This is a genomic window from Massilia oculi, assembly GCF_017582745.1.
In the GTDB taxonomy this organism is placed as follows: domain Bacteria; phylum Pseudomonadota; class Gammaproteobacteria; order Burkholderiales; family Burkholderiaceae_D; genus Telluria; species Telluria oculi_A.
On record NZ_JAFVIM010000003.1, the window covers coordinates 22,588 to 46,750 of the forward strand.

The 24,163-nt window shown below is 66.5% G+C and carries 21 protein-coding genes and 1 tRNA gene; 5 read left to right on the forward strand and 17 right to left on the reverse strand.

All coding sequences use genetic code 11. From position 1 onward, the window contains the following. Position 1: 1 nt before the first annotated feature. The 6 genes from J3U95_RS04290 to J3U95_RS04315 form a co-directional block, all read right to left on the reverse strand. Complete coding sequence (locus J3U95_RS04290) at positions 2-1,627, reverse strand: alpha,alpha-trehalose-phosphate synthase (UDP-forming) (protein WP_208277425.1); 1,626 nt, start codon at positions 1,625-1,627, stop codon at positions 2-4. A gap of 94 nt (positions 1,628-1,721) precedes the next feature. Beyond that, positions 1,722-2,651, reverse strand: coding sequence for a heme o synthase (cyoE, locus tag J3U95_RS04295; protein ID WP_229519636.1), 930 nt, complete (start codon positions 2,649-2,651; stop codon positions 1,722-1,724). Positions 2,652-2,775: 124 nt separating this feature from the next. Beyond that, complete coding sequence (locus J3U95_RS04300; protein ID WP_208277426.1) at positions 2,776-3,462, reverse strand: hypothetical protein; 687 nt, start codon at positions 3,460-3,462, stop codon at positions 2,776-2,778. Between the two features lie 156 nt (positions 3,463-3,618). Next, on the reverse strand, positions 3,619-4,092 hold the full coding sequence (locus tag J3U95_RS04305; protein ID WP_208277427.1) for a copper chaperone PCu(A)C: 474 nt from the start codon (positions 4,090-4,092) through the stop codon (positions 3,619-3,621). 34 nt (positions 4,093-4,126) lie between these two features. Next, positions 4,127-4,741 (reverse strand): SCO family protein, encoded by a 615-nt coding sequence (locus J3U95_RS04310; protein ID WP_208277428.1) that lies wholly within the window; start codon positions 4,739-4,741, stop codon positions 4,127-4,129. A 115-nt stretch (positions 4,742-4,856) separates the two neighbouring features. Further along, entirely contained in the window at positions 4,857-5,189 is a 333-nt protein-coding gene (locus J3U95_RS04315) for a DUF2946 domain-containing protein (RefSeq protein WP_307728337.1), read from the reverse strand. A gap of 358 nt (positions 5,190-5,547) precedes the next feature. Between J3U95_RS04315 and J3U95_RS04320 the strand changes: the two genes are divergently transcribed. From J3U95_RS04320 to map, 3 genes are all read left to right on the forward strand, one after another. Next, positions 5,548-8,766, forward strand: a complete 3,219-nt coding sequence (locus J3U95_RS04320; RefSeq protein WP_208277430.1) for a di-heme oxidoredictase family protein — start codon at positions 5,548-5,550, stop codon at positions 8,764-8,766. 128 nt (positions 8,767-8,894) lie between these two features. Then, positions 8,895-9,107 carry a ParD-like family protein gene (locus J3U95_RS04325; protein WP_123068662.1) on the forward strand — a complete coding sequence of 71 codons (213 nt, stop codon included), beginning with the start codon at positions 8,895-8,897 and terminating at the stop codon, positions 9,105-9,107. Further along, on the forward strand, positions 9,104-9,877 hold the full coding sequence (map, locus tag J3U95_RS04330) for a type I methionyl aminopeptidase (protein ID WP_208277431.1): 774 nt from the start codon (positions 9,104-9,106) through the stop codon (positions 9,875-9,877). Before J3U95_RS04325 ends, map begins: the two co-directional genes overlap by 4 nt. Here map and J3U95_RS04335 read toward each other — a convergent pair. From J3U95_RS04335 to udk, 4 genes are all read right to left on the reverse strand, one after another. Beyond that, positions 9,874-10,260 carry a DsrE family protein gene (locus J3U95_RS04335; RefSeq protein WP_208277432.1) on the reverse strand — a complete coding sequence of 129 codons (387 nt, stop codon included), beginning with the start codon at positions 10,258-10,260 and terminating at the stop codon, positions 9,874-9,876. The genes map and J3U95_RS04335 overlap by 4 nt on opposite strands. Continuing rightward, positions 10,257-10,703 carry a glycine cleavage system protein H gene (locus J3U95_RS04340; protein ID WP_208277433.1) on the reverse strand — a complete coding sequence of 149 codons (447 nt, stop codon included), beginning with the start codon at positions 10,701-10,703 and terminating at the stop codon, positions 10,257-10,259. Before J3U95_RS04340 ends, J3U95_RS04335 begins: the two co-directional genes overlap by 4 nt. A 40-nt stretch (positions 10,704-10,743) precedes the next feature. Beyond that, positions 10,744-10,839: transfer RNA gene (locus J3U95_RS04345), tRNA-Sec, on the reverse strand. 32 nt (positions 10,840-10,871) lie between these two features. Continuing rightward, a complete protein-coding gene (udk, locus tag J3U95_RS04350; RefSeq protein ID WP_208277434.1) occupies positions 10,872-11,549 on the reverse strand; it encodes a uridine kinase in 678 nt (225 codons plus the stop codon). 181 nt (positions 11,550-11,730) lie between these two features. On the opposite strand from udk, the gene J3U95_RS04355 reads away from it, so the two are divergent. Then, complete coding sequence (locus J3U95_RS04355) at positions 11,731-13,974, forward strand: phosphocholine-specific phospholipase C (protein WP_208277435.1); 2,244 nt, start codon at positions 11,731-11,733, stop codon at positions 13,972-13,974. A gap of 22 nt (positions 13,975-13,996) precedes the next feature. Further along, positions 13,997-14,587, forward strand: a complete 591-nt coding sequence (locus J3U95_RS04360) for a PEP-CTERM sorting domain-containing protein (protein WP_208277436.1) — start codon at positions 13,997-13,999, stop codon at positions 14,585-14,587. On the opposite strand, the gene selB is transcribed toward J3U95_RS04360, so the two are convergent. The 7 genes from selB to J3U95_RS04395 form a co-directional block, all read right to left on the reverse strand. After that, positions 14,549-16,465: a selenocysteine-specific translation elongation factor gene (gene selB, locus J3U95_RS04365; protein ID WP_208277437.1), complete on the reverse strand. Its 1,917-nt coding sequence runs from the start codon at positions 16,463-16,465 to the stop codon at positions 14,549-14,551. The two genes, J3U95_RS04360 and selB, sit on opposite strands and share 39 nt — an antisense overlap. 22 nt (positions 16,466-16,487) lie before the next feature. Further along, positions 16,488-17,939, reverse strand: a complete 1,452-nt coding sequence (selA, locus tag J3U95_RS04370; RefSeq protein ID WP_208277438.1) for an L-seryl-tRNA(Sec) selenium transferase — start codon at positions 17,937-17,939, stop codon at positions 16,488-16,490. Between the two features lie 2 nt (positions 17,940-17,941). Further along, positions 17,942-18,973 (reverse strand): formate dehydrogenase accessory protein FdhE, encoded by a 1,032-nt coding sequence (gene fdhE / locus J3U95_RS04375; RefSeq protein ID WP_208277439.1) that lies wholly within the window; start codon positions 18,971-18,973, stop codon positions 17,942-17,944. Positions 18,974-18,988: 15 nt separating this feature from the next. Continuing rightward, positions 18,989-19,633 (reverse strand): formate dehydrogenase subunit gamma, encoded by a 645-nt coding sequence (locus J3U95_RS04380; protein WP_208277440.1) that lies wholly within the window; start codon positions 19,631-19,633, stop codon positions 18,989-18,991. Between the two features lie 10 nt (positions 19,634-19,643). Next, positions 19,644-20,585, reverse strand: a complete 942-nt coding sequence (fdxH, locus tag J3U95_RS04385; RefSeq protein ID WP_208277441.1) for a formate dehydrogenase subunit beta — start codon at positions 20,583-20,585, stop codon at positions 19,644-19,646. Positions 20,586-20,589: 4 nt separating this feature from the next. Further along, a complete protein-coding gene (gene fdnG, locus J3U95_RS04390) occupies positions 20,590-23,664 on the reverse strand; it encodes a formate dehydrogenase-N subunit alpha (protein WP_208277442.1) in 3,075 nt (1,024 codons plus the stop codon). Positions 23,665-23,797: 133 nt separating this feature from the next. Next, on the reverse strand, positions 23,798-24,151 hold the full coding sequence (locus tag J3U95_RS04395; protein WP_208277443.1) for a hypothetical protein: 354 nt from the start codon (positions 24,149-24,151) through the stop codon (positions 23,798-23,800). Positions 24,152-24,163: the final 12 nt, after the last annotated feature.

Sequence of the window (24,163 nt, forward strand, 5' to 3'; positions counted from 1 at the left end):
CCTACGCCACGGCCCACCGGCCGACACGCGCCAGGTCCGGGCGCGCCGTACGGCCCGCCGCGACGCGCATGCCGTCGCCCAGCAGGCGGGCCGCCCAGCCGAATACCGTGTTCTGGCTCACTACGCCACGCATCGCGCGCATGCGATCCATCTGTTCCTGCGGCGGCATGTCCAGTGCGCGACCGATGGCGCGGGCGATGCCGGCGATATCGCGCGGCTCGACCAGCAGGGCATGCTCCAGCTCGGCCGCGGCGCCGGCCTGGCGGCTGAGCACCAGCGCACCACGCAGGTCGTTGCGGGCCGCCACGAACTCCTTGGCCACCAGGTTCATCCCGTCGTGCAGGCTCGTGACCAGGCAGACGTCGCTGGCGCGATAGCAGTCGGTGACGGTGGCCGCGTTGGCGCTGGCGGCGTGCAGCACGACCGGCTGCCAGGCGCCATTACCGAAGCGCGCGTTGATCCGCTCGGTGAGCGCCTTCACCTGGCGCGAGATTTCCTGATAGGCCGGCAAGGCGCCACGGCATGGCGCGCCGATCTGCAGCAAAGTGACCTGGCCCAGCAGTTCCGGGCGCTCCTCCAGCAGCAGCTCGAAGGCCTGCAGCCGCTCCGGAATGCCCTTGGTGTAATCCATGCGGTCGACGCCGACCAGCAGGCGCACCCCTGGCGCGATGCCGAAGCGGCGCCGGACATCGTCGCCCAGGCCAGGCACGGGCGGCTCCTGGCGGCCGGGCCAGGCGATCGAGATCGGATAGGCATCGACGTGGGCGCCGCCCTCGCCGTGGGCGCAGGCGGCGCGCGCCAGCTTGAAGTTGGCCGCGTCGGCCGGGGTCTGCAGGCCGACCACGGTGCTGGCCAGCAGGCCGCGCAGCACCTGTTCGCGCCACGGCAGGCGCGCCAGGCGCTGCGGTGCCGGGAACGGGATGTGCCAGAACAGCACGATGACCGCCTCCGGCAGGCGCTCGCGCACCATCTGCGGCACCAGCGCCAGGTGGTAATCCTGGACCAGGACCACCGGACGCGCGGTCGCGGCTTCGGCCACGACGGCCTCGGCGAAGCGGCGGTTGACCCGCACATAATGGTCCCAGTCGGCGGCGCGGAAGGTCGGTTCGACGTCGGTGCGGTGGCACAACGGCCACAAACCCTCGTTGGACAGGCCGTCGTAATAGCCGGCCACTTCGTCCTCGTCCAGCCACAGGCGGCGCAGGCGGTATGGTGCATCCAAGTATTGCTTGCGCACGTGGTCGCGCTCGTCGCAGGTGGCGCGGTCGGCGTCGCCGCTGCCGTGCGCGATCCAGCAGCCGCCTTCCTGGGCCAGCACGGCTTCGAGCGCCGTGACCAGGCCGCCGGCGGGGCGCTGGGAGACGATGCCGTCGGGCGTATGGGAATGGATGCAGGGAGCGCGGTTCGAGACGACGATCAGGTCGTCGCCGCAGCCCAGCTGTTCGAGCAGGCGGGCCAGGTCGGCGCTGTCGCGCACGTCGGCCGGGGTGAGCAGGCTGCTCGGCGTTTTGAGGTTGCGCTCGTGGCGGCGGCGCTCGCCGGACAGCCCGTCGGGCAAGTGAGTCGGTAGATGCGCTGGATTGCCGCGCACCCGCGTGGTGGGGTGGGTTTGGTATCTCGCTGTCATGCAAACAGCTTAATATGTTAACGTTCCACCCCACCGTGCGCCAGCGTACTCAAACTGACAATTTCCCTGGTGGCAACTGTCAGGGCGCGATGGTTCAAAGCCCGATGTAATGGTCCAGCAGCAGCGCCGCGAACAGCAGCGCCAGGTACATGATCGACCAGGCGAAGGATTTGCGGGCGATCCCGTCGCTGTAGCGCTTGTGGACCAGCCAGCCGTAGCGCAGGAATACGGCGTTCAGCGCGCAGGCCGCCACCAGGTACACGATCCCGCTCATGCCCACCGCCCACGGCAGCGCGGTGCCGGCCGCCAGCGCCAGGCTATAGCGCCACACCTGCAGGCCGGTGTGGGCCATGCCGTGCGTGACGGGCAGCATCGGCAGGCCGGAACGCGCGTAGTCGTCGCGGCGATACATGGCCAGCGCCCAGAAGTGCGGCGGCGTCCACAAGAAAATGATCAGGACCAGCAGCCAGGCTTCCATCGGCACCGCATTGGCCACCGCGGCCCAGCCCAGCGCCGGCGGCATGGCGCCGGCGAAGCCGCCGATCACGATGTTTTGCGAGGTGTTCGGCTTGAGCAGCAGCGTATAGATGAAGGCATAGCCGACGAAGGTGGCCAGCGTCAGCCACATCGTCAGCGGATTGACCCGGGTGTACAGCAGCGCGGCGCCGGCGGCGCCCAGCACCAGCGAGAATACGACGGTTTGCAGCGGACTCAGGCTGCCGCTGGCGGTCGCGCGGCGGGCGGTGCGCGCCATGCGGGCGTCGATCCGCGCCTCGAGCAGGCAATTGACGGCGAACGCGGCGCCGGCCAGCAGCCAGATGCCGGCGCCGCTGTACAGCAGCACGCCCCAGCCGGGGAAGCCGTCGCTGGCCAGCAGGCTGCCGATGACGGCGCAGAACACGGTCAGCATCGTGACGCGCGGCTTGGTCAGCGCCCAGTACTGCGAGCAGTAGCGGGCCAGGCCGGCAGCGGCGCCGTCGCCCGCTTGCGCCGTTTCTAACTCTACAACTTTAACGTTCGACATGATCGCTCGACCGCAGTGCGAAGATGGCGGTCCTTACCCAAAACCCGACATCCTAGAGGAAATTGCGGTGCAGACAAACGGGCAAAATGTCCCAGTTGCCGTCCATGCCATGGAATTTGGGCTATCAACCCACTTCTTCGGGCACCACCGCGGGCGCACGCACGACGTCGGGCACGCGTTTTGCAGGGATCTGATGCACAAAAACCACATGCTGGCCCATGCACAGCGCGACATAGGCGAGCAGCTCGCACAACTCCTCGAACGTCTGGGCACTGGGGAGCAGGCGATCGAGATGACAAGACATATGGCCTTCGGCGCAGGTCGATCCCATGGCGGCCGCCAGCAGGACCACCAGGACTATCCAGGGGACACGCCGGGCGAAAGCGGCCCGCAGCGGCCCGTCGATCCGGTAGTACACCGCACTGAGCACCAGCGCCGCCAGCAACACCGCGGCGCCGGACCGAACCAGCGGCTGGAACCAGGGCGCCATCGCCGCGATGGAGTCGGTCGCAGTGGCGGGGTCGGGCAGCCATGCCCTGCCCCAGCTCAGCTCACGCCCCGCCAGCAGCAGCCAGACCGGCGCGACCCACAACGCCAGCATGGCGACGCGCGCCGGCCGGGCGCGCACATACATCAGCAGCGCCAGCGCGCAGCCGGCGAGAAGCACCAGCACCTGCAGGTTTTCCAGCAGGCCGCCCTCGCGCGCCCAGGCCGCGGGCAGCACCACACTGGCCGGATAGCAGGCGGCCAGCGCCGCCAGCAGCGCCCACTCGCCGCGTCCGGCCGGCGGCCGTGAAGAACCTCGTCGCATATCCGCTCCATTCGAATGAGACCGGGGCTCCCCTGTCGGGAAACCTGTCGGCAATCACGCGATTGTACGGAGCGGACCCATGCGCACGATTGGTTTTACGGAAAACTACCACCAATGGTTGTTGTTTTTACGTTAACCATCGCACGCGGCGCCTCTTCAGTGGCCGGCGTGGGCCGGCTTGGCGGCATTGTTCAGGGCTTTCACGGGCGCCTTGATCTCGACCTGCTCGCGCTTGCCGTCCTTGCCTTCGAAGACCAGGGTGAACGGCACGGTATCGCCCTCCTTCACCTGGGCTTTCAGGTTCATCATCATGATGTGATAGCCGCCCGGCTTGAGCTCCACGGTTTTGCCGGCAGGCAGGTCGACCGACTGCACCTGGCGCATGCGCATCACGTCGCCCTGCATCGCCATTTCGTGCACTTCGACCGTCGGGGTCAGCGGCGAGCTGGCCGACACGAACTTGCTGTCCTTCGCGGCTTGCAGCTGCATGAAGGCGCCGGTCGCCTTCTGTTGCGGAACGGTGGCGCGCACCCAGGCGTCCTTGACGCTGACGTTGGCCTGGGCTTGCGCGGAACCAGCGACGGCGGCCAGCATGGCGGCGGCGGCGACGGTGCGGATGAAGTGGTTCATGGTGTTCTCCTTGATTGATCTGAATAGGGATGACTCAGGCGGCATGCAGCAGCTTGCGCACGTCGGCAGCGTACTCGATCGCCGACTGGCTGTGCGACAGTTTCAGGCGCAGCTTGCCCTTGGTGTCGTAGGCATAGGTGACCGAGGTGTGGTCGATGGTGTAGGAATCGCCGGTCGGCACCTTCTGGTAGATGACCTTGAATTCCTTCGCGGTCTCGGCCAGGCGTTCCGGGTCGCCGTACAGGGCGAGGAAGGTCGGATCGAAGGCGGCCGTGTAGGCATTCAGGACCTCGGGCGTGTCGCGCTCCGGGTCGACGCTGACGAACAGCACCTGCAGGCGGTCGCCATCCGGTCCGAGCAGGGTCTTGACCTCGGCCGCGCGCGCCAGCGCGGTCGGGCACACGTCCGGACATTGGGTGAAGCCAAAGAACACCAGCACGACCTTGTCCTTGAAATCGGCCAGCGTGCGTTCCTGCCCGGTCGGATCCTTGAGACGGAAATCGCGGCCGAAATCGGCGCCCGTGATGTCGGTGCCGTTGAAGCTGACCGAACTGCCGATGCTGCAGCCGGAAAGCAGCCCCAGCGCGAGGGTCGCGCCGGACAGCACGAAGGCGCGCCGCGAGGTGATGCTTGAAACTCGTTGATTCATCTTGCCACTCCTGGATACTTCTGGATGAGCGCGCGACGTGCGGACGCAAACCCCATGGGCCACACCGCGCTGCGCGCGTAAACACTGGGCCGGCCTTGTTGCCGGCTCGAATACATCAGGAATGCGCGGGCGGCCCGCGTGGCGGCAGCGGTGCGCCGGCCGTGGCGGCGACGTGGAAGGCGGCGGGTACATGCACCACGGCGGATGCCGGCTGTGGCGGCGGGACGCACGGCGCCGTCGGCAGCGGCGGCACGGCGGCGGGCAGGCACAGCGGACAATCGAGGGTATGCCCCTTGGCGTGCACGGCGGCGCCGTCGCGGTCGACGAGGACGACCTTGACGCCGCCCTCGGAACACACCAGCGCCATGGCGACCGGCTGCACCATGGGGGCGGCACTGGCTGCGCCCAGGGTGAGGACGAACCAGGCCAGGACCAATCGGACCAGCATCGACGATGTGCGCAGGATGTGCATGACCTTCGATTATTGGTGATGACTTCCCCTTCCGTCAACGCCAAAAGCTGCATCCAAAAGCTCTTCCATAGTGTAGATCATGACGCATGCGCTTGACAGGTATTGACGCGCCGGCTATCTTAACGTTAAAAGTTGCCTTAGAGCAATTTACCCTTGGTATCAAGGGGGGAGGTACGATAATTCGGCCTGGGAAGCACCGATTAATTCTGGCGGGTGCCATGAATCGATCATTGCTTCCCGAGGCATGCGGAAAGAGCACGGCCTGCGCGGTGCGGACGGCGGTTGCCGCCGGCGCAGGATTCCCAATCAAAAATTGATAACCAAGGAGTATCAAATGAACTTACTGCCTTGCGGGCAGTCTTCAGGCCGTTACCGCATGCCCGGCCTGACGCTCGCGCTCACGATGTTGCTTGCCGGTTGCGGCGGTGGCGGAGATGGCGAATCGCCCATGTCTTCCATGCAAAGCGCCAGCAAGAGCCTGTTCAGGGCCTTTTCCGCAGCGGCCGAGGGGCCGGAAATGCCCCTCACCCCGAAGGGCGCCACCGCCACCTCGCGCGAGCGGGACGATCTCGACGCCAAATTCGCCATCGACGGCGACCGCAACACCCGCTGGGGCAGCAAGTTCACGAATGACGAAGATCTCGTGCTCGAGTTCGCGGAAAGCGTGGTGATCACCCGGGTCCGCATCGACTGGGAAAACGCGCACGCGCGCAAGTACGAGCTGCAGGTCTCCGAGGACGGCGACAGCTGGACCACGATCAAGACCGTGACCGACAGCCAGGGTGGCGTCGAGGACCTGAAAGGCTTCGCCGGCGAGGGCCGCTACCTGCGCGTGAAAGGCGTCGAGCGCGCCGGGCAGTATGGCTATTCGATCCTCGAGATCCAGGCCTTCACCGGCACCCCATCCGACCCCGACGCGCCGACCGTGCCCGCTCCCGAGATCCCGGTCGACCTGAGCAAGCCGGGCGTGCCGGTCAAGCCGGCGGGCGCGACCTCGTCGCGACCCGAGAACGGCGGCATGAGCGCCTCGATGGCGATCGACGGCAAGCCGAACACCCGCTGGGCCAGCCACCAGGACGATGGCAATGGCGGCTGGATCCAGTTCGACTTCGCCGGCCCGACCCCTATCGGCTACATCAAGCTGAACTGGGAGAATTCCTACGCGAAGCAGTACAAGCTGCAGACCTCGAACGACAACGTCAACTGGACCGACCTGCGCATCGTCGACAAGGGCCAGGGCGGGGTCGAGGAATTCTTCAACCTCAATATCGTCGCCAAGCACATCCGCCTGCAGGGCCTGATGCGCGCGACGCAATACGGCTATTCGCTGTGGGAAGTCGAGTTCAAGACGCCGGGCAGCGACAACACCATCCCCGAGCAGCCGACCTCGGCCCAGGCATTCCCGGCCAACGGCAATGGCTGGACCCCGTTGCCGGGTTCGAACGACGCCATCGAGTCGCTCCAGTTCACGCTGCCCGACGGCACCCTGGTGACGCGCTTCGGCGCCCGCGTCCAGGACCGCCACGGTCGCGAACGCGGCGAGGAATGGAACGAGATCGGCTATGGTCCCAACGAGACGGTCGACCCCGCTACCGGCCTGCCACGTAACAAGGCGCCGGGACGCCACCTGACCTTCGTGCCGCAATACCACCAGAACCGCACCTGGGGCGTCGAGGTCATCGACCGCAGCCGCGTGCCGAACAACACCCGTCCGGTCCTGATCGTCAACCAGTACACGCTGGTGGACTTCCTGCCGGGTGGCGTGGCGTTCTTCCGCGCCTTCGACCGGCCGGGCGACACCGGCTACGGCTGGATGAATCCGGGCCAGCTGGTCAACGACAAGGTCGCGATCTGCCCGCCGACGCCGTATCCGCGCAACAATACCTTGTACAACGCGAACCTGGCCAATGGCGACTGCGCCCTGCAGCATTGGACCTATCCGGGCCACGCCGAGCTGAACTCCGACGGCTTCCCGAACGGCCGCACCGTCCAGGCCCGTCCGCTGGTGGCCGGCGACGTCGTGGAAATCTCGCCCTCGATGTTCTCGACCAATGCGGCAATGCAGGCCAAGGGCGACTTCGGCGGCATCCGCTACTACTCGAACGAGTGGACCTATGTGGTCGGCCAGGGCCTGCGTCCGTGGTATGGCGTGCAGCCGCGCCTGATGAACGCCCCGCTGCCCCTCGACACCCTGTCGGGCGGCATCGGCTCGGTGTCCTATAACTACAGCGACAACGGCAGTTTCATGTTCCAGCAGCCGCATAACAACACCGGCATGCAGAACATGCAGCGCTTCGTCGAAGGACGTCGCCTGGTGCACACCAACTTCACCACGGGCAAGCACAACGAGCCGGGCAACGATCCGCATCCGAACGTGGTCGGACTCCAGGGCCAGCGTTTCAGCCAGTCGGCCTGTATCGCCTGCCATACCAATAATGGCCGCAGCGCGGCGCCGGAAATCGGCCGCCGCCTGGACACCATGGCGGTGCGCGTCGCAAAGACCACGGCGGACGGCACCCAGCTGCCGCACCCGACCTATGGCACGACGGTGCAGATGAACGCCTCCACCGCGGCCGGCACGCCGCAGAACTGGGGCGGCGTGCGCGTGAAGGAGTTCGACACGCACAACGTCAAGCTGGCCGACGGCACCAACGTGCAGTTGCGCAAGCCGGTGCTGGTGTTCGACGGCCCGACGCCGGACACCGTGTCGCTGCGCGCGGCACAGCCGATGATCGGCACCGGCCTGCTCGAAGCGGTGCCCGAGGCCGACATCCTGGCGCGCGTGCGCAGCACCCCCGACCAGGACGGCGTCAAGGGCGTGGCCAACTTCGTGTTCGATCCGGAGACTGGCGCGGTGCACGTGGGCCGCTTCGGCTGGAAGGCCTCGAAGGCAACGCTGCGTCACCAGGCCGCCAGCGCGCTGCTGCAGGACATGTCGGTGACGTCGCCGGTCTATCCGAACCGCAGCTGCGACAACAACCCGGCCGGCTGCGCCACGGCGCCGAAGCAGCGCGGCATCTCGGAAGCCGACCTGCAGCAGATCTCGAACTACCTGGCCCTGCTGGCCGTGCCTGCACAGCGCAGCCTGCCTAGCGGCTTCCCGAAAGGCGTGTCGCCGATCGAGGAGCTGGACGTCGACAGCCGCCAGGTCGCCGCCGGCGCCAAGCTGTTCGAGGCGATGCGCTGCGTGGCCTGCCACACCGCGTCGATGAAGACCGGCTCGAACCACCTGTTCGCTGAACTACGCGACCAGACGATCCGTCCCTACAGCGACCTGTTGCTGCACGATATGGGTCCCGGCCTTGCCGACGAATACAAGGAAGGCCAGGCCAACGGCCGCATGTGGCGTACCGCGACGCTGTGGGGCCTGGGCTATACCGACAAGGTGCTGGACGGCGAAGGCACCGTCGGCTACCTGCACGATGGCCGCGCGCGCAACCTGACCGAAGCGATCATGTGGCACGACGGCGAAGCCGCCGCGGCGCGCAACCGCTTCGCGAAGCTGGCGAAAGCCCAGCGCGACGAGCTGATGGCCTTCCTGCGCTCGCTGTAAGCATCATACAGCGAGCGTGAATGGCGCCGGGAGCAATCCCGGCGCCATTTTTACATTCAAGGGCGACGTTGACTTAATATATGGAACGTATACAATAAATATACGAATCATATATATGGAGCTTCACCATGGGCATCGTCAACATCGAAGACGACCTGCACGACCAGGTCCGCCTCGCCACCAAGGTTTCCTGCCGCTCGATCAACGCGCAAGCCGCGTTCTGGATCAAGATCGGCATGCTGTGCGAGACCAACCCCACCCTCAGCTTCAACGAGATCGTCCAGCGCGAGCTGGCTGCCGCCGGTGTTTCTGCGCCACCCCTCACCCTGAGCGCGGCATGACCAAGCAACCGCATGAGCTGGCGCTGATGGCCGAATCCGGCCGCCTGCTGGCCTCCGTGTTCGGGATGCTCGACAAGCTGTCCCTGGCCGGCATGACCACGCTCGAAGTCGACACGCTCGTCGAACGCTTCATCGTGGACGAGCTCCAGGCACGGCCGGCCAGCAAGGGCCAGTACGACTACGGTTTCGTGCTCAACTCGTCGATCAACCACGTGGTCTGCCACGGCGTGCCGTCGACGGGCGACGTGCTGAGGGACGGCGACATCGTGAACTTCGACATCACGCTCGAAAAGAACGGCTATATCGCCGACTCCAGCAAGACCTACCTGGTCGGCGCGGTCGAGCTGGACGCGCGCCGGCTGGTGCAGACCACCTACGAGGCGATGTGGAAGGGCATCCGCGCGGTTCGGCCCGGCGCCACCCTGGGCGACGTTGGCTGGGCGATCGAGCGCCATGCCAAGCGCAATGGCTGTTCGGTGGTGCGCGAATATTGCGGCCATGGCATCGGCCGCGAGATGCACGAGGAACCGCAGGTGCTGCATTTCGGCACGAAGGGCGCGGGCTTGCGGCTGCGCGAAGGCATGGTGTTCACGATCGAGCCCATGCTCAACCGCGGTGGGCGCAGCGTGCGCACCGAGGACGACGGCTGGACAGTGGTGACGCGCGACGGATCCCTATCGGCGCAGTTCGAGCACACAGTCGCCGTCACGGCCACCGGTGTCGCGGTGCTGACCTTGCGTCCCGAGGAACGCGCGATGGTCGCCGCCTAAAAGACGAGCATGCGCCAGCCCGGCGCGCTGCCCTGCTCGACGAACGACACCATGCCTTCGACGCCGGCGCAGTGCGGCGCGAGCATGGCGCGGTCGGCGCCGCTGGCGTGCAGCGCCTGGGTGCAGGCGCGGATCTCCACGCCCAGATCAACGCTCGCCTCCAGGTGCCGTGAGATCGGCCACTGCTCGGCCCCGAAGCCGGTCGGGCGCGCGGCGTTCTCAGCCAGCAGCCATTGCACCGACTGGTTTGAGAACAGCATCCTGACCCGCATATCGAGCGCCGCCGCGGCTTGCGCGGTCATGAAGGGGGTGGCGAGCAGTTCGGGACGCGACAGGTCGCACGACCAGACCAGGATGGCCAGCCCGCGCTGTTCCTCGCTCACGGCTTGATCCAGTCGTCGATCGGCTCGAGCCGCATGCGGCGTTCCGCCTGTTCGACCAGGGTAGCGCCATGCGCCAGCCGCGCCCGATCCTGTTCCCAGTCGCTGGCCTGGACCACGGCGATCCAGCCCTTGCCATACGGGTCCTGGTTGATGAGTTCGGGCTCGTCTTCGAGCAGCTCGTTGACCTCGACCATGGTGCCCGAGACCGGCGTCTTGATCGTCACCACCGTCTTGCTCAACTCGACGACGCCCATGGTCTTGCCCTGCTCGAGCTCGGTGCCGACCGGCTTCGGCCGGCACATATAGAAGTAATTACCGCTGATCTTGACGCCAAAGGCGCTGACGCCGACCTGCACGCGGCCGTCGCCCAGGTCGCGGCACCACATATCGTTCTCGAGATCGAAATAGCAGTCGTCCGGATAGTCGAAGCCGAGAATGAGCATGGTTATTTTGGTCTGGGGAAGGATCTTGGAAGCAACCGCATGGCGGAAGGATGCGGGAGTCGAACCCACCCGGCGACGCATGGCGCCACCAACTGGGTTTGAAGCCCAGCCGCCCCACCAGGGACGATTTCCTTCCGAAGAGCCCGCATTTTACCTCTTGCGGGCAATTCAATCCAGTGCCGGGCCGGAACGACGCTCCAGGATCTGCAGTTTGCCGAGCACGCTCGCCACTTTGGTGGTGATGACGTCGATCGCCGGGCCGTTGGCGCCGTGCGGCAGGATCATGTCGGCCTTGCGCCTGGTCGGCTCGATGAATTGCTTGTGCATCGGGCGCACGGTATCGAGGTACTGGCCGACGATGCTGTCCAGGGAACGGCCGCGTTCGGCGACGTCGCGCTGCAGCCGGCGGATGAAGCGCACATCGGGCGCGGTGTCGACGAAGATCTTCAGCGACATCATGTCGCGCAGGTCGGCGTCGTACAGGGCGAACAAGCCCTCGATCACGATCACCGGCGCCGGCTTGACGGGAATGGTCTGGTCGGTGCGGTTGGACACCGTGAAGTCGTAGATCGGCATCGCGATCGATTCGCCGTTGCGCAAGGCGCGCACATGCTCGACCAGCAGCGGCCAGTCGAAGGCTTGCGGGTGATCGTAGTTCTGCTCGCGCCGCTCTTCCATGGTGAGATGGGTCTGGTCGCGATAGTAGTCGTCCTGCATGACGACCGAGACGAGATCGGTGCCGAACGACGACAGCACTTGCTGCGTCACCGTCGACTTGCCACTGCCGCTGCCGCCGGCGACGCCAATGACGAAGGGTACAAAAGGTTGCGAAGGGTTCTGATTCATCCCGCCATGATACCGGAGCGGCGTGCGTTTCGACAGGGGCGACGGGGTGCTCGCATGGGTTTGTCATTACGTCGTCATGCAGCTCGCTTACTCTGACGAAGTTGCAAAGCATATCGGGCCAACAACATAACGCGGCAATTGTTGTTACCTAATCGCAAACATCTATTTCCGGAAAGATCTCATGACTTCACGCCGCAGATTCCTGGGCAGCACCGCCCGCGCCGGCATCGCCGCCGCCACCTATGCCGCCTTCCCGCCCGCCATCCAGCGCGCGCTCGCCATCCCCGCCAACAACGCCACGGGCACCATCCACGACGTCGAGCACGTGGTGATCCTGATGCAGGAAAACCGCGCCTTCGACCATTACTTCGGCACACTGGCCGGCGTGCGCGGCTTCGGCGACCGCTTCCCGATCCCGCTGCCGGAAGGCCGCAATGTGTGGCAGCAGCGCATGGGCAACGGCAACCTGATGATGCCGTTCCATCTCGACGGCAGCAAGGGCAATGCCCAGCGCGCCAACGGCACGCCGCACGACTGGCTCGACAGCCAGCTGGCCTGGGACAACGGCCGCATGGACCAATGGCCGCGCTACAAGAATCCCATCTCGATGGGCTATTTCAAGGAAAGCGAAATCCCCTTCGCCTTCGCCCTGGCCAATGCCTTCACCCTGTGCGATGCCTACCACTGCGCGATGCACACCGGGACCGACGCCAACCGCTCGTTCCTCCTGACCGGTACCAACGGCGCAGTGCCGACCGGCACGGCCTTCGTCACCAACGAGTGGGATGCCATCGACGGCTTGCCGGGCGGCGTGAATACCGGCTACACCTGGACCACGTATGCGGAACGCCTCGAAGCGGCAGGCGTCAGCTGGATCAGCTACCAGAACATGCCCGACGAGTGGGGCGACAATATGCTCGGCGCGTTCCGCCAGTTCAAACGGGCCAATATCGCGTCGGGCTATCCGGTCTCGAGCGGCGGCGCCCCCGGCCAACCCTATACCAACACCGGCCAGTCGCTGCCATATAAAGCCTACGATGCGGCGACCGACAACCCGAACAATCCGCTCTACAAGGGCATCGCCAATACCCTGCCGGGCACCCGCCCCGAGCAGTACCTGGACGCCTTCAAGCGCGACATCCGCGAGGGCAAGCTGCCTGCCGTGTCGTGGATGAACGCGCCGTCGATCTATTGCGAGCACCCGGGCCCATCGAGCCCGGTGCAGGGCTCCTGGTTCTTGCAGGAGGTGCTGGACGCCCTGACCGCCAACCCCGAGGTCTGGAGCAAGACCGTCCTGATCGTCAACTTCGACGAGAACGACGGCTACTTCGACCACGTGCCCTCCCCGTCGGCTCCCTCGCCCGACGGCAAGGGCGGCTACGCCGGCAAGACCACGCTGGCGCCGGGCGACCTGGCGCACGAGTACTTCACGCATCCGCGCCCTCCCGGCAGCACCAGGCAGCCGGCGCCGGACGGCCGCGTGTACGGCCCTGGCCCGCGGGTCCCGATGTACGTGATCTCGCCGTGGAGCCGCGGCGGCTGGGTCAACTCGCAGGTGTTCGACCACACGTCGGTGCTGCGCTTCCTGGAAGCGCGCTTCGGCGTGAAGGAGCCGAACATCAGTCCGTTCCGCCGCGCCGTCTGCGGCGACCTGACCAGCGCCTTCAACTTCGTGTCGCCCAACGACGAGGCGCCGCCGGTCCTGACTGGCCGCAAGACGAAGGGCGAGGCCGACGCCTTGCGCGCCGCCCAGCAACGGCTGCCGCAGATCCCCGCCCCGGCTGCGCCGCAGATGCCGAATCAAGCCGCGGGCACGCGCCCTTCGCGCGCGCTGCCGTATGAACTGGCGACCACCTGCGAAGTACAGCCCGGCGCCACGATGGCCGCGGCGCGGGTGGCGCTCAACTTCATCAACAGCGGCCGGCAAGGCGCGGTGTTCCACGTCTACGACCGCAAGAACCTGGCCGCCATCCCGCGCCGCTACACGGTCGAGGCGGGCAAGTTGCTGGCGGACGTCTGGACACCGGCGGTCGGCGGCGCCTATGACCTGTGGGTGCTGGGGCCGAACGGCTACCACCGCCACTTTACCGGCAGCGCGCTGCGCGCCGTGGCCGCGGGCCAGCCGCGTCCCGATGTCCAGGTGCGCTGCGACGCCGCTACCGGAGAGCTCGTGCTGCGCCTGGTGAATGGCGGCGCCGCGCCCTGCACCTTCAACCTGGCCGCCAACGCCTATGCGCAGCTACGACAGCAGCACACGCTGGCGCCGCGCACCGAACTCACCGTGCACATTCCCGTGGCGAACAACGACTACTGGTACGACTTCAGCGCCACGGTTTCCGGCCAGCCCGACTACCTGCGCCGCTTCGCCGGCCGCGTCGAAACCGGCCGCCACACGGTCAGCGACCCGGCGCTGGGCCGCATCTAGACAACCATTGAAAGGAATTTTCATGCAATCGATGATTCGCCATCTCGCGCTCGCTGCCGCCATGACGCTGTGCGCCCCCTTCGCCTCGGCCGCCGTGCTGAACTTCGACGACATCGTCGGCCCCGACGGTTTTGCCGCCGTGCCTGGCAACTACGGCGGCCTCGACTGGTCGGCGTCCGGCCTGAACGTTTTTACTGCGCAAGGCGCGCCGTTCACGCCCCGCTCGGGGATGGGCCAGGTGACGACCGACTGGATCGACGGCGGACCGATCGCGAGCACCATCCGTTTCCTGGCGCCGACGGTGTTCAACGGCGCCTGGTTTTCGGGGTATGAAGACAGCAGCGTGCGTTTCGACCTCTACCTCGCCGGCCAACTGGTCGCCAGCTCGGCTCTGCTGCAACTCTCGGGAACGTCGGCCTTCCTGGACGCCGGCTGGGATGGCGCCATTGACTCGGTGGTCGTGCGTACCGGCGCCCAGGGCTCCTACGCGATGGACGACTTCACCTTCGTCGATCCCGCCCAAGTGCCGGAGCCGGGCATGCCGGCCCTGCTGCTGGCCGGCGCCGGCGGCCTGCTAGTCCTTCGGCGGAAACAGCAAGGTCCCCGGCCGTAGCAGGTGCACGTCGCCGACCCGGCGCAAGAAGCCGATCCGGTCGAAGAACTCGAGGATCTGGATCGCGCGCTTGCGGCCGAGTCCCGTCTCGTCGCGGAAGCGCGCCGCCGTGACCTGGCCCTGGGCATCCTCGCGCGCCAGGCGACGCACCAGGTCGGCGGCCTCCTGCATCACGGCCGGGTGGTAGAACAGGTCCTTGACGACCTGGTAGACGTCGCCGCCGCGCGCCATGCGGCCCAGCACCTGGCGCACCTGCACTTCGGGCAGGCGCGCGGTCTGGGCGATGTCGCGCACCCAGGGCGGGTCGAAGCGGCCGTCCAGCAGTTTCGGCAGCGCGTGCTCGGCCACCACCTGCTCGGCCGCGCGCAAGGCCACGCCGTGCTCCGGCAGGTGCAGGAAGCCGTTGCGGCGATTGATGCCGCCGGCCGCGATCATGTGTTCGGTCAGCTGCAGCCACAGCGCCTCGGGCATGCGCGGCGCGGCCAGGCGGCGCGCGCGCAGCAGGTCGGGGCCGATCTCGTCAGGATACTTCGCATGGAAGTCGCCCAGCGCGCGCAGCAGGCCGGCTTCGTTCTCCTGCAGCCGCGCGCGTGAAATCAGCCATTCGCCGCCGGCGCCGACCACGATGTCCGGCACCTTCTCCAGGTCGAACGGCCAGCGCGCCAGGCCGCTGCTCCTCAGCCAGGTCGCGCCGTTGACGCCATATGGAGCCTGGGCCAGCGCGCCCAGCAGGCGCGTCAGGGGTTCGTCGGCGCGCTGGGTCTCCAGGTAGGCCAGGCGTTCCGGCGTCTGGCGGTAGCGCACCGGTCCCAGTGGATCGAGCACCGACCCGCCGGCCACGGTGCGGATCGCCGAGGCGTCGCGCAAGATGAAACGGTCGCCGTGCCAGACGTTGGCCGGCTTGTGCAGCACTAGTTGCGCCGGCGCCGCCGCGCCAGGCGCGATCGACGGCTGGCCCAATACGGCCACGGTGGCCAGGCAGTCCTGGGTCGCGGCGTGCAGGTGCACCAGGGTGCCCGAGCGCAGCGCGCGTTCCTCGGTCGCCGCCACCTGCAGCCAGACGTCGATGCGCCCGGTCGTCAACGCGATCGCCGGGTCGCACAGCACCTGGCCCCGCAAATCGTCGCTGCGTTCCAGGCCTGCCAGGCCGACCGCGCAGCGCTGGCCGGCGTGGGCCTCCTGCGCCGCCCGGCTGTGCACCTGCAGGCTGCGCACCCGGTATTCCTTGTCCGGCGCGGCTGCCAGCGACAGGCCGTCGCCGATGCCGACCTTGCCGCTCGAGACGCTGCCCGCGACCACGGTCCCCACGCCGTCGAGCGTGAAGGCGCGGTCCAGACCCATGCGGAATCCCGCGCCCGGCACGCCATCGCCGGGGGCCGCGTGAAACGCCCGCACCAGCAGTGCGCGCAAGGCATCGATGCCGTCGCCGCTGATGCTCGACACTTTCAGCACCGGGTAATCCTCGAGACCCGCGCTGGCCAAGAGGCCGGCAACCGCTGCCTCGGTCTCGGCCAGGCGGTCGGCGTCGACGCGGTCGATCTTGGTGATCACGGCGGCGCCGCGCCGCACGCCCAGCAGGGAAAGGATGGTCGCATGCTCGATCGTCTGCGGCATCGGGCCGTCGTCGGCCGCGATCAGGAGAAGGCCGAAATCGATGCCGCTGGCGCCGGCCACCATGGTGCGCACCAGTTTTTCGTGGCCCGGCACATCAACGAAGCCGATACGGCCGCCATCCTCGAGCGGCATCCAGGCATAGCCCAGCTCGATGGTGATGCCACGCTTCTTTTCTTCCGGCAGGCGGTCGGCGTCGATGCCGGTCAGCGCGCGCACCAGCGCGGTCTTGCCGTGGTCAATATGTCCGGCAGTGCCGACGATCATGCGAAATCCTTTACGTTCGTTCTTATTCTTCGACGAGCGCCGCGCGCAGTGCGCCCAGTTGCCCCAGCAGCTCGGCCGGGTCGTCGATGCAGCGGCAGTCGAGCAGCAGGCGGTCGTCGGCGATGCGGCCGATCACCGGCAGCGGCAGCCCGCGCAACGCCTCGGCCAGGTTGTCCAGCGCCGTGCCCATGCCGCGCTTGCCCGACAGGTTCGGCGCGATCGCCACCCCGCTCGACGGCAGGCGGTCGATCGGGAGCGAGCCGGAGCCGATCTGGCTCAGCATCGTCTCCAGCGTCACCGTATAGCGCGGCGCCAGCGCCTCGCGCAGCGGCGTCAGGATCGCGTTCGCCGTCGCGCCCACCTGCTCTTGCGTGCGGGTCAGCCAGCGCAGCGTCGGCAGGTCGCGCACCAGCAGCTCGGGCTGCAGGTAGAGCCGCAGGGTCGCCTCCAGCGCCGCCAGCGGCAGCTTGGACAGGCGCAGCGCGCGCTTCATCGGGAACTTGCGGATGCGGGTGACGAATTCCTTCGAGCCGACGATCAGGCCGGCCTGCGGCCCGCCCAGCAGCTTGTCGCCCGAGAAGGTGACCACGTCGCAGCCGGCCGCCAGCATCTGCTGCGGCGTCGGTTCCTGCGGCAGGCCGTATTTGCCCATGTCGATCAGCGAACCGCTGCCCAGGTCGCTGACCAGGGCGACGTTGCGGGCACGCGCCAGCGGCGCCAGCTCGGCTTCGGACACCGAGCTGGTAAAACCCTGCACAGCGTAATTGCTGGTATGGACCTTCATCAGCAGCGCCGTGCGTTCGTTGATCGCACGTTCGTAGTCCGCCAGGTGGGTGCGGTTGGTGGTGCCGACTTCGACCATGTGGGCGCCGGCGCTGGCCATCACGTCGGGCATGCGGAAGGCGCCGCCGATTTCCACCAGCTCGCCGCGCGAGACGATCGCCTCGCGTCCGCCGCCCAGGGCGGCCAGCGACAGCAGCACGGCGGCGGCATTGTTGTTGACCACGGTCGCCGCTTCGGCGCCCGTGATCTCGCACAGCAGGCCTTCGACGATGCTGTCGCGATCGCCGCGCGACCCGCTGTCAAGGTCGTATTCGAGGTTGTTCGGGCCGGCCATCATCGCGACCAGGTGGTCGATTGCCGCTTGCGGCAGGACGGCGCGTCCGAGATTGGTATGGATGACCGTGCCGGTCAGGTTGATCACCCGGCGCATATTCGGCGCCAGGCGTCCGGCGATACGCCCGGCCAGAGACTGGCCGAGCGCCTCCGGCAACAGCGCGCTCGCGGGGAGCACGCCTGCCAGGGCCTGCGCGCGCAGGTTGTCCACTTGCGCGCGCGCTTCCGCCGCGACCAGGGTATGGCCGTGGCTGGAAACCAGCGCCTGCACGGATGGCAGGCGCAGCAGTTTATCGATCGAAGGCAGATCCTTGACTGTCGCCTTCGAGCCGTGGACCACGGACTCGTCGAGCGACATGATCAATTACTCCTTGATTGAGGGGATGCGCCGTCGTCATCCGACGGCCCTTCTTCGCCGCCCGTGAGCAGCAACAGGTTGACGCCATGCGGCTGGTAGCCGGCTTCCGACACCAGGATGTCCAGCGTCAGGGTGGCCACGTCGTCCGCCACCGGATCGACGTGGAGATCTCTCTCCATGCGCACGATCTTGAGGTAGTGGCCGCACTCGTCGCAGGTTTCGGCTTGCACCGACGCCTGCGCCGTGTCTTCCTGCGCGCCATCGGTAGCCACCGCCTGCAGCGAGTGGTAGTGGATGCCCTTGGTCGACTGGCAGTGGCTGCACTTGACCCGCACCATATGCCACTGCGTCGAGCACAGTGCGCAGTTCAGGTAGCGGAAGTTGCTGCCGCTGGCGTCCAGCCTGGTGACCGACGAAGTCGGCAGGCTGCCGCAGCACGGGCACAAGGTCACGTCGAGCGTACGCCCGAACGGTTCCTGGCGCGCCGCGCCGTGGGCCTGCTGGACCGCCAGCACCATATGGGTCCAGTAGACCTGCAGGCCGGCCGCCACCAGCGGCGCCGCGCTCATGTCCAGGCCGGCTGCGCCTTGCAGCAGCAGTTCGGCCTGGCCTTCGAGATGGTCGTCACTGGCGGCCAGCAAGGCCTGCACGGCCGCCTGGGCCGGGCTGCCCGCGAGGCGCGGGACCAGGAGCTCCAGCATGCGGCGGAACGCCGCACGCCAGGCCGGGTCACGCGGCCACAGCGGCGCCGGCAGCGGCGCCCGGGCGGCGCGGCCGGCGGCCACCAGGTCGTCGCCGCTGGGCAGCGCGACCTCCGGGTAGTCCTGCAGGACTTCATGCTGCACGTGCGCCAGTTCGGCGGCGAACAGCAGGAAGTCGCGCATCGCATGCCCGGCCGCCAGCTCGCGCAGGCGGGTTTCACGGGTGGCGAACAGCTCTGCCCGCACCGGGAGGTGCAGGTAGGGCATCTGCTGCCCGGACCGGACCGCGATTTCTTCCGGGCTGAGCAGCTGTGTTGCTTTGGTAACACTCATAAAGCAGTGAAGTCCTTAAGGTTTCTTGCGCGTGGCGCTGTCCCGCGTGGTTTGCGTGACTTCCTTATACCACAGCGGGTGGTGCGACTTCGCCCAGTCCTCGTGCACGGTGCCACGGGTCATGGCGCGGAACGAGCCCTTGACCCAGATCGCGGCATACACGTGGATGATGACGCTCAGCACCAGCGCGAACGCTGCCACCGCATGCACCAGCATGGCGGCGCGGCGCAGCGGAATCGGGAAGAAGTCCGCGAACCATGGCTGCCAGAACATGAAGCCGGTGATCAGGAGCAGCACGAGGCTGATCGCGAACACCCAGAACACGCCCTTCTGGCCGGCGTTGTACTTGTGTACCGGCGGCATGTGGTGCTCGTCGCCGGTGGTCACCATCTTCGGCGCCTTCTTGACCCATTCCGTATCGGACTTGGTCCAGAAGTTGTCGCGCACCACGGCGAAGAACAGGAACACGAAGCCCAGCACCATCAGCAGCCCGAAGAACGGGTGCAGCACACGGGTCCAGTAGCCGCCGCCGAAGAAGGCGCTGAAGAAGTACATCGAAGGATGGAACAATGCCAGCCCGGTCAATCCCGCGCAGATGAACAGCAGGGCCACGGCCCAGTGGTTCATCCGCGTACGGTCACGATAGCGAGTGATAAACATGTTCTTCTCCTTAAACGCGCGGTTCATCGCGGACTACGTCGCGCTGGTCTGCACCGGGCGTCGGCTGCACCGGCGGTTCGTCCACGGTGGTCTCGATCGGACCGACCTTCATGTAGTGGAAGAAGCCCGCCACGGCGGCGCCGATCATCGCGGCCACGCCCAGCGGCTTGGCCACGCCCTTCCACAGCGCCACGGTCGGGCTGATGGTCGGGTTTTCCGGCAGGCCGGCGTACAGGTTCGGCTTGTCGGCGTGCTGCAGCACGTACATGACGTGCGTGCCGCCGACGCCGGCCGGGTTGTACAGGCCCGCGTTCTGGTAACCGCGCTCCTTCAGGTCGACCACACGGTCGCCCGCGTATTCGATCATGTCTTCCTTGGTGCCGAAACGAATGGCGCCGGTAGGACAGATCTTGACGCAGGCAGGCTCCATGTTCACTGCCACGCGGTCCGCGCACAGCGAGCATTTATAGGCCTTCGAGTCCACCTTGCTGATGCGTGGCACATCGAACGGGCAGCCGGCGACGCAGTAGCCGCAGCCGATGCAGTTCTCGCTGATGAAGTCGACGATGCCGTTGGTGTACTTGACGATCGCGCCCGGCGCCGGGCAGGCCTTCAGGCAGCCCGGCTCGTCGCAGTGCATGCAGCCGTCCTTGCGGATCAGCCACTCCAGGCGGTCACCCTCGTCTTCCGTCTTGGTGACGACTTCCGAGTACTTCATGACCGTCCACGACTGCGGCGTCAGGTCGCGCGGGTTGTCGTAGGTGCCGTGGGTTTCGCCGATGTCGTCGCGCAGGTCGTTCCACTGCATGCAGGCCACCTGGCATGCCTTGCAGCCGATGCAGCTGGAGACGTCGATCAGCTTCGCGACTTCCGGCTTGTGTGTACGCGCCACCGGCGTCGTCGCAGTCGTTGCCGACCGCTTGGCGATATCGAGAGATTGAAGCGAAGACATGGTATTAAGCCCTTTCGATATTGACCAGGAACGACTTGAACTCAGGCGTCTGGGTATTCGCATCGCCCACGAACGGGGTCAGCGTGTTCACCAGGAAGCCCGGCTTGGTCAAACCGACGAAGCCCCAGTGGTTCGGCAAGCCCACCGTATCCACCTTCATGCCATCGCAGTCGAGCTGCGGAATACGCTTGGTGACGACGCACTTGGCCTTGATGTAGCCGCGCATCGACGACACCTTGACCATGTCGCCATTGGCGATGCCCTTGGCCTTGGCCAGCTCTTCGCCGATCTCCACGAACTGCTCCGGCTGGATGATCGCGTTACTCTGGACGTTCTTGGTCCAGTAGTGGAAGTGCTCGGTCAGGCGGTAGCTGGTCGCGACGTACGGGAATTCCTTGGCCGTGCCGAACGCTTCCATATCGCCCTTGAACACTCGCGCCGCTGGGTTGGCACGGGCTTTCGGGTTCTTCGGGTGCATCGGGTTGACCGGGAACGGCGACTCGAACGGCTCGTAGTGCTCAGGCAGCGGGCCTTCGGCCATGCCGGTCGGCGCGAACATGCGCGCCACGCCTTCGGCCGTCATGATGAACGGCTGCACGCGGTCCTCGTCGTTCGGATTGGCGTCGGGACGGATGTCCGGGATATCCGAACCGGTCCAGCTGCTGCCGTTCCATGCGATCAGGTTGCGGTGCGCGTTCCACGGCTTGCCGGTCTTCGGATCGGCCGAAGCGCCGTTGTACAGCACGCGGCGGTTGGCCGGCCATGCCCAGGCCCAGCCCAGCGTGTTACCCACGCCATACGGGTCGGCGTTGTCGCGGTTGGCCATCTGGTTGCCGGCCTCGGTCCAGGCGCCAGCATAGATCCAGCAGCCGCTGGCGGTCGAGCCATCGTCGCGCAGCACGCCGAAGCCCGGCACCTGCTGGCCCTTCTTGAGCAGCAGCTTGGACGGATCCTTCGGATCGTACAGGTCGGCCAGCGCCTTGCCGTTGAACTCCTTGGCGAGTTCTTCAGCCGACGGGCTGTGCGGGATCTTGTACGGCCAGGCCAGGTTCACCATCGCGTCAGGGAAGGCGCCGCCATCCTTGATGTAGGCGTTCTTCATGCGGGTGAACAGGTCGGCGATGATCTCGATGTCCGGCTTCGATTCCCACGGCGCCTCGGCGCCCTTCCAGTGCCACTGCAGCCAGCGCGACGAGTTCGACAGTGAACCGTCTTCCTCGGCGAAGCAGGTGGTCGGCAGGCGGAACACGGTGGTCTGGATCGACGCGCTGTCGACGTCGTTCGACTCGCCGTGGTTCTTCCAGAACTCCGAGGTCTCGGTGTTCAGCGGATCCATCGTCACCAGGAACTTCAGCTTCGACAGGCCGGCGATGATCTTCTTCTTGTTAGGGAAGGAGCCGACAGGGTTGAAACCCTGGCAGATGTAGCCGTTCATCTTGCCCTGGCCCATCAGTTCGAAGGCCTGCAGCACGTCGTACAGCTTGTCGATCTTCGGCAGATAGTCGAAGGCCCAGTTGTTTTCCGCGGTCGCGGCATCGCCCCACCAGGCTTTTTGCAGGCTGACGAAGAACTTGGGATAGTTCTGCCAGTAGCTCATCTGGTTCGGACGCAGCGGCTTGAGTGCGCGCGGCTTGTAGTAGGTCTCCAGGTCCTGCTCGTTGTCGGTCGGCAGGGACAGGTAGCCCGGCAGCGAGTTCGACAGCAGGCCCAGGTCGGTCAGGCCCTGGATATTGGAGTGGCCGCGCAGCGCGTTCAGGCCACCGCCGGCGACGCCGACGTTACCCAGCAGCAGCTGCATGATGGCGCCGGTACGGATGATCTGGCTACCCTGGCTGTGTTGCGTCCAGCCCAGCGCATACATGATCGTCATGGCGCGGCCCGGCACGGCGGTCGACGAGATGTACTCGCAGACTTTCAGGAATTGCTTGACCGGGGTACCGGTGATCTTGCTGACTTGCTCAGGGGTGTAGCGCGCGTAGTGGCGCTTCATCACCTGCAGGACGCAATTCGGGTCTTGCATGGTCGGATCGACCTTGGCGTAACCGTCTTCGCCCATGGCGTAGCCCCACGACTTGTTGTCGTAGCGGCGCTTGGTTTCGTCGTAGCCCGAGAACAGGCCATCCTCGAACTGGAAGTCCGGGCCGACGATGAAGCTGGCGTTGGTATAGCTCCGGACGTATTCGGTCTGGATCTTGTCGTTGCTCAGCAGATAATTGATGACGCCGCCCAGGAAGGCGATGTCGGAGCCGGCGCGGATCGGCGCGTAATAGTCGCTCATGGCGGCCGAACGCGTGAAGCGCGGGTCGACCACGACCAGCTTGGCTTTATTGTGATGCTTGGCTTCGATCACCCACTTGAAACCGCAGGGGTGAGCTTCGGCGGCATTGCCGCCCATAATCAGTACTACATCGGCATTCTTGATGTCAACCCAATGGTTGGTCATCGCGCCACGTCCGAACGTCGGGGCCAGACCGGCCACCGTAGGTCCGTGTCAAACGCGAGCCTGGTTATCGAAGACGAGCATGCCCATCGAACGCATCGCTTTGTGCGTGATGTAGCCCGTTTCGTTGCTCGCCGCGGACGCACACAGCATACCGGTGCTGGTCCAGCGGTTGACGAGTTTGCCTTCGGCATTGTTGACCACGAAGTTGGCGTCGCGGTCGTCCTTCATGAACTTGGCGATGCGCGACATCGCCTGGTCCCAGGAAATACGCTTCCATTCCTTGCTGCCCGGCTCGCGGACTTCAGGATACTTGAGGCGGTTCGGGGAGTGCACGAAGTCGAGCAGGCCTGCGCCTTTCGGGCACAGGGTGCCGCGGTTCACCGGATGGTCCGGGTCGCCTTCGATATGAATGATGTCCGAGGTGACGTTCTTCGCGCCGTCGCCGATGCTGTACATCAGCAGGCCGCAGCCCACCGAGCAGTACGGACACGTGTTGCGCGTCTCCTTGGCTTTCGCCAGTTTATAGTGCCGGGTCTCGGCCATTGCCGGCAGCGGCGAAAAGCCGAGCGCGACGATGGTGGACGCGGCCAGTCCCGCCCCGCTTACGCGGAGGAACTGCCTACGATTCATGCCCATCTAGGTTCTCCTACTAGTAATGGATTGCGCACGCCGCAAAGGGGCCTGCCGGGGTCGATGCCCCGGCATGCTTGTCCCGTTGCGCCGCTGCCACCGCCAAGTGGCCTGCGCACCTTCTACACCCTCGACCGTGTTACTTGGCCGGTGGGGTGGTTGCCTCGGTGGCGCCATCGCCACCGGTTGGTTCCGATGCACCGCTGTCGCGGGGCTTGTCCGCATCCTGGCCGGCGACGACGCCGCCGATCGCGGTGCCGCCCTCTCCCGGACCGGTGCCGGGGACGGCGTCCGGCGAGGTGGCCGGCTCGGCCACGATCGCGGCGTGCGGATCGGGATTCTGGGCCGCGACCGCGGCCGGCGAAGCCGGATCGGTCGGCGCCGGGGAGGCCTCGACGTCCGCCTTCTTGCCGCAGGCGGACAGGGCGAGCACGGCGGCCAACACGCCGGTGCTCAACAGGATGCGATTCTTCATATGAGGGTTATGTTGCATTGCAATATCCGT

Excerpts from the sequence above, each read along its gene's own strand:
- J3U95_RS04290 (WP_208277425.1), bottom strand. The coding sequence starts at position 1,627 with ATGACAGCGAGATACCAAACCCACCCCACCACGCGGGTGCGCGGCAAT.
- cyoE (WP_229519636.1), bottom strand. The coding sequence starts at position 2,651 with ATGTCGAACGTTAAAGTTGTAGAGTTAGAAACGGCGCAAGCGGGCGAC.
- J3U95_RS04300 (WP_208277426.1), bottom strand. The coding sequence starts at position 3,462 with ATGCGACGAGGTTCTTCACGGCCGCCGGCCGGACGCGGCGAGTGGGCG.
- J3U95_RS04305 (WP_208277427.1), bottom strand. The coding sequence starts at position 4,092 with ATGAACCACTTCATCCGCACCGTCGCCGCCGCCGCCATGCTGGCCGCC.
- J3U95_RS04310 (WP_208277428.1), bottom strand. The coding sequence starts at position 4,741 with ATGAATCAACGAGTTTCAAGCATCACCTCGCGGCGCGCCTTCGTGCTG.
- J3U95_RS04315 (WP_307728337.1), bottom strand. The coding sequence starts at position 5,189 with ATGCTGGTCCGATTGGTCCTGGCCTGGTTCGTCCTCACCCTGGGCGCA.
- J3U95_RS04320 (WP_208277430.1), top strand. The coding sequence starts at position 5,548 with ATGAACTTACTGCCTTGCGGGCAGTCTTCAGGCCGTTACCGCATGCCC.
- J3U95_RS04325 (WP_123068662.1), top strand. The coding sequence starts at position 8,895 with ATGGGCATCGTCAACATCGAAGACGACCTGCACGACCAGGTCCGCCTC.
- map (WP_208277431.1), top strand. The coding sequence starts at position 9,104 with ATGACCAAGCAACCGCATGAGCTGGCGCTGATGGCCGAATCCGGCCGC.
- J3U95_RS04340 (WP_208277433.1), bottom strand. The coding sequence starts at position 10,703 with ATGCTCATTCTCGGCTTCGACTATCCGGACGACTGCTATTTCGATCTC.
- udk (WP_208277434.1), bottom strand. The coding sequence starts at position 11,549 with ATGAATCAGAACCCTTCGCAACCTTTTGTACCCTTCGTCATTGGCGTC.
- J3U95_RS04355 (WP_208277435.1), top strand. The coding sequence starts at position 11,731 with ATGACTTCACGCCGCAGATTCCTGGGCAGCACCGCCCGCGCCGGCATC.
- J3U95_RS04360 (WP_208277436.1), top strand. The coding sequence starts at position 13,997 with ATGCAATCGATGATTCGCCATCTCGCGCTCGCTGCCGCCATGACGCTG.
- selB (WP_208277437.1), bottom strand. The coding sequence starts at position 16,465 with ATGATCGTCGGCACTGCCGGACATATTGACCACGGCAAGACCGCGCTG.
- selA (WP_208277438.1), bottom strand. The coding sequence starts at position 17,939 with ATGTCGCTCGACGAGTCCGTGGTCCACGGCTCGAAGGCGACAGTCAAG.
- fdhE (WP_208277439.1), bottom strand. The coding sequence starts at position 18,973 with ATGAGTGTTACCAAAGCAACACAGCTGCTCAGCCCGGAAGAAATCGCG.
- J3U95_RS04380 (WP_208277440.1), bottom strand. The coding sequence starts at position 19,633 with ATGTTTATCACTCGCTATCGTGACCGTACGCGGATGAACCACTGGGCC.
- fdxH (WP_208277441.1), bottom strand. The coding sequence starts at position 20,585 with ATGTCTTCGCTTCAATCTCTCGATATCGCCAAGCGGTCGGCAACGACT.
- J3U95_RS04395 (WP_208277443.1), bottom strand. The coding sequence starts at position 24,151 with ATGCAACATAACCCTCATATGAAGAATCGCATCCTGTTGAGCACCGGC.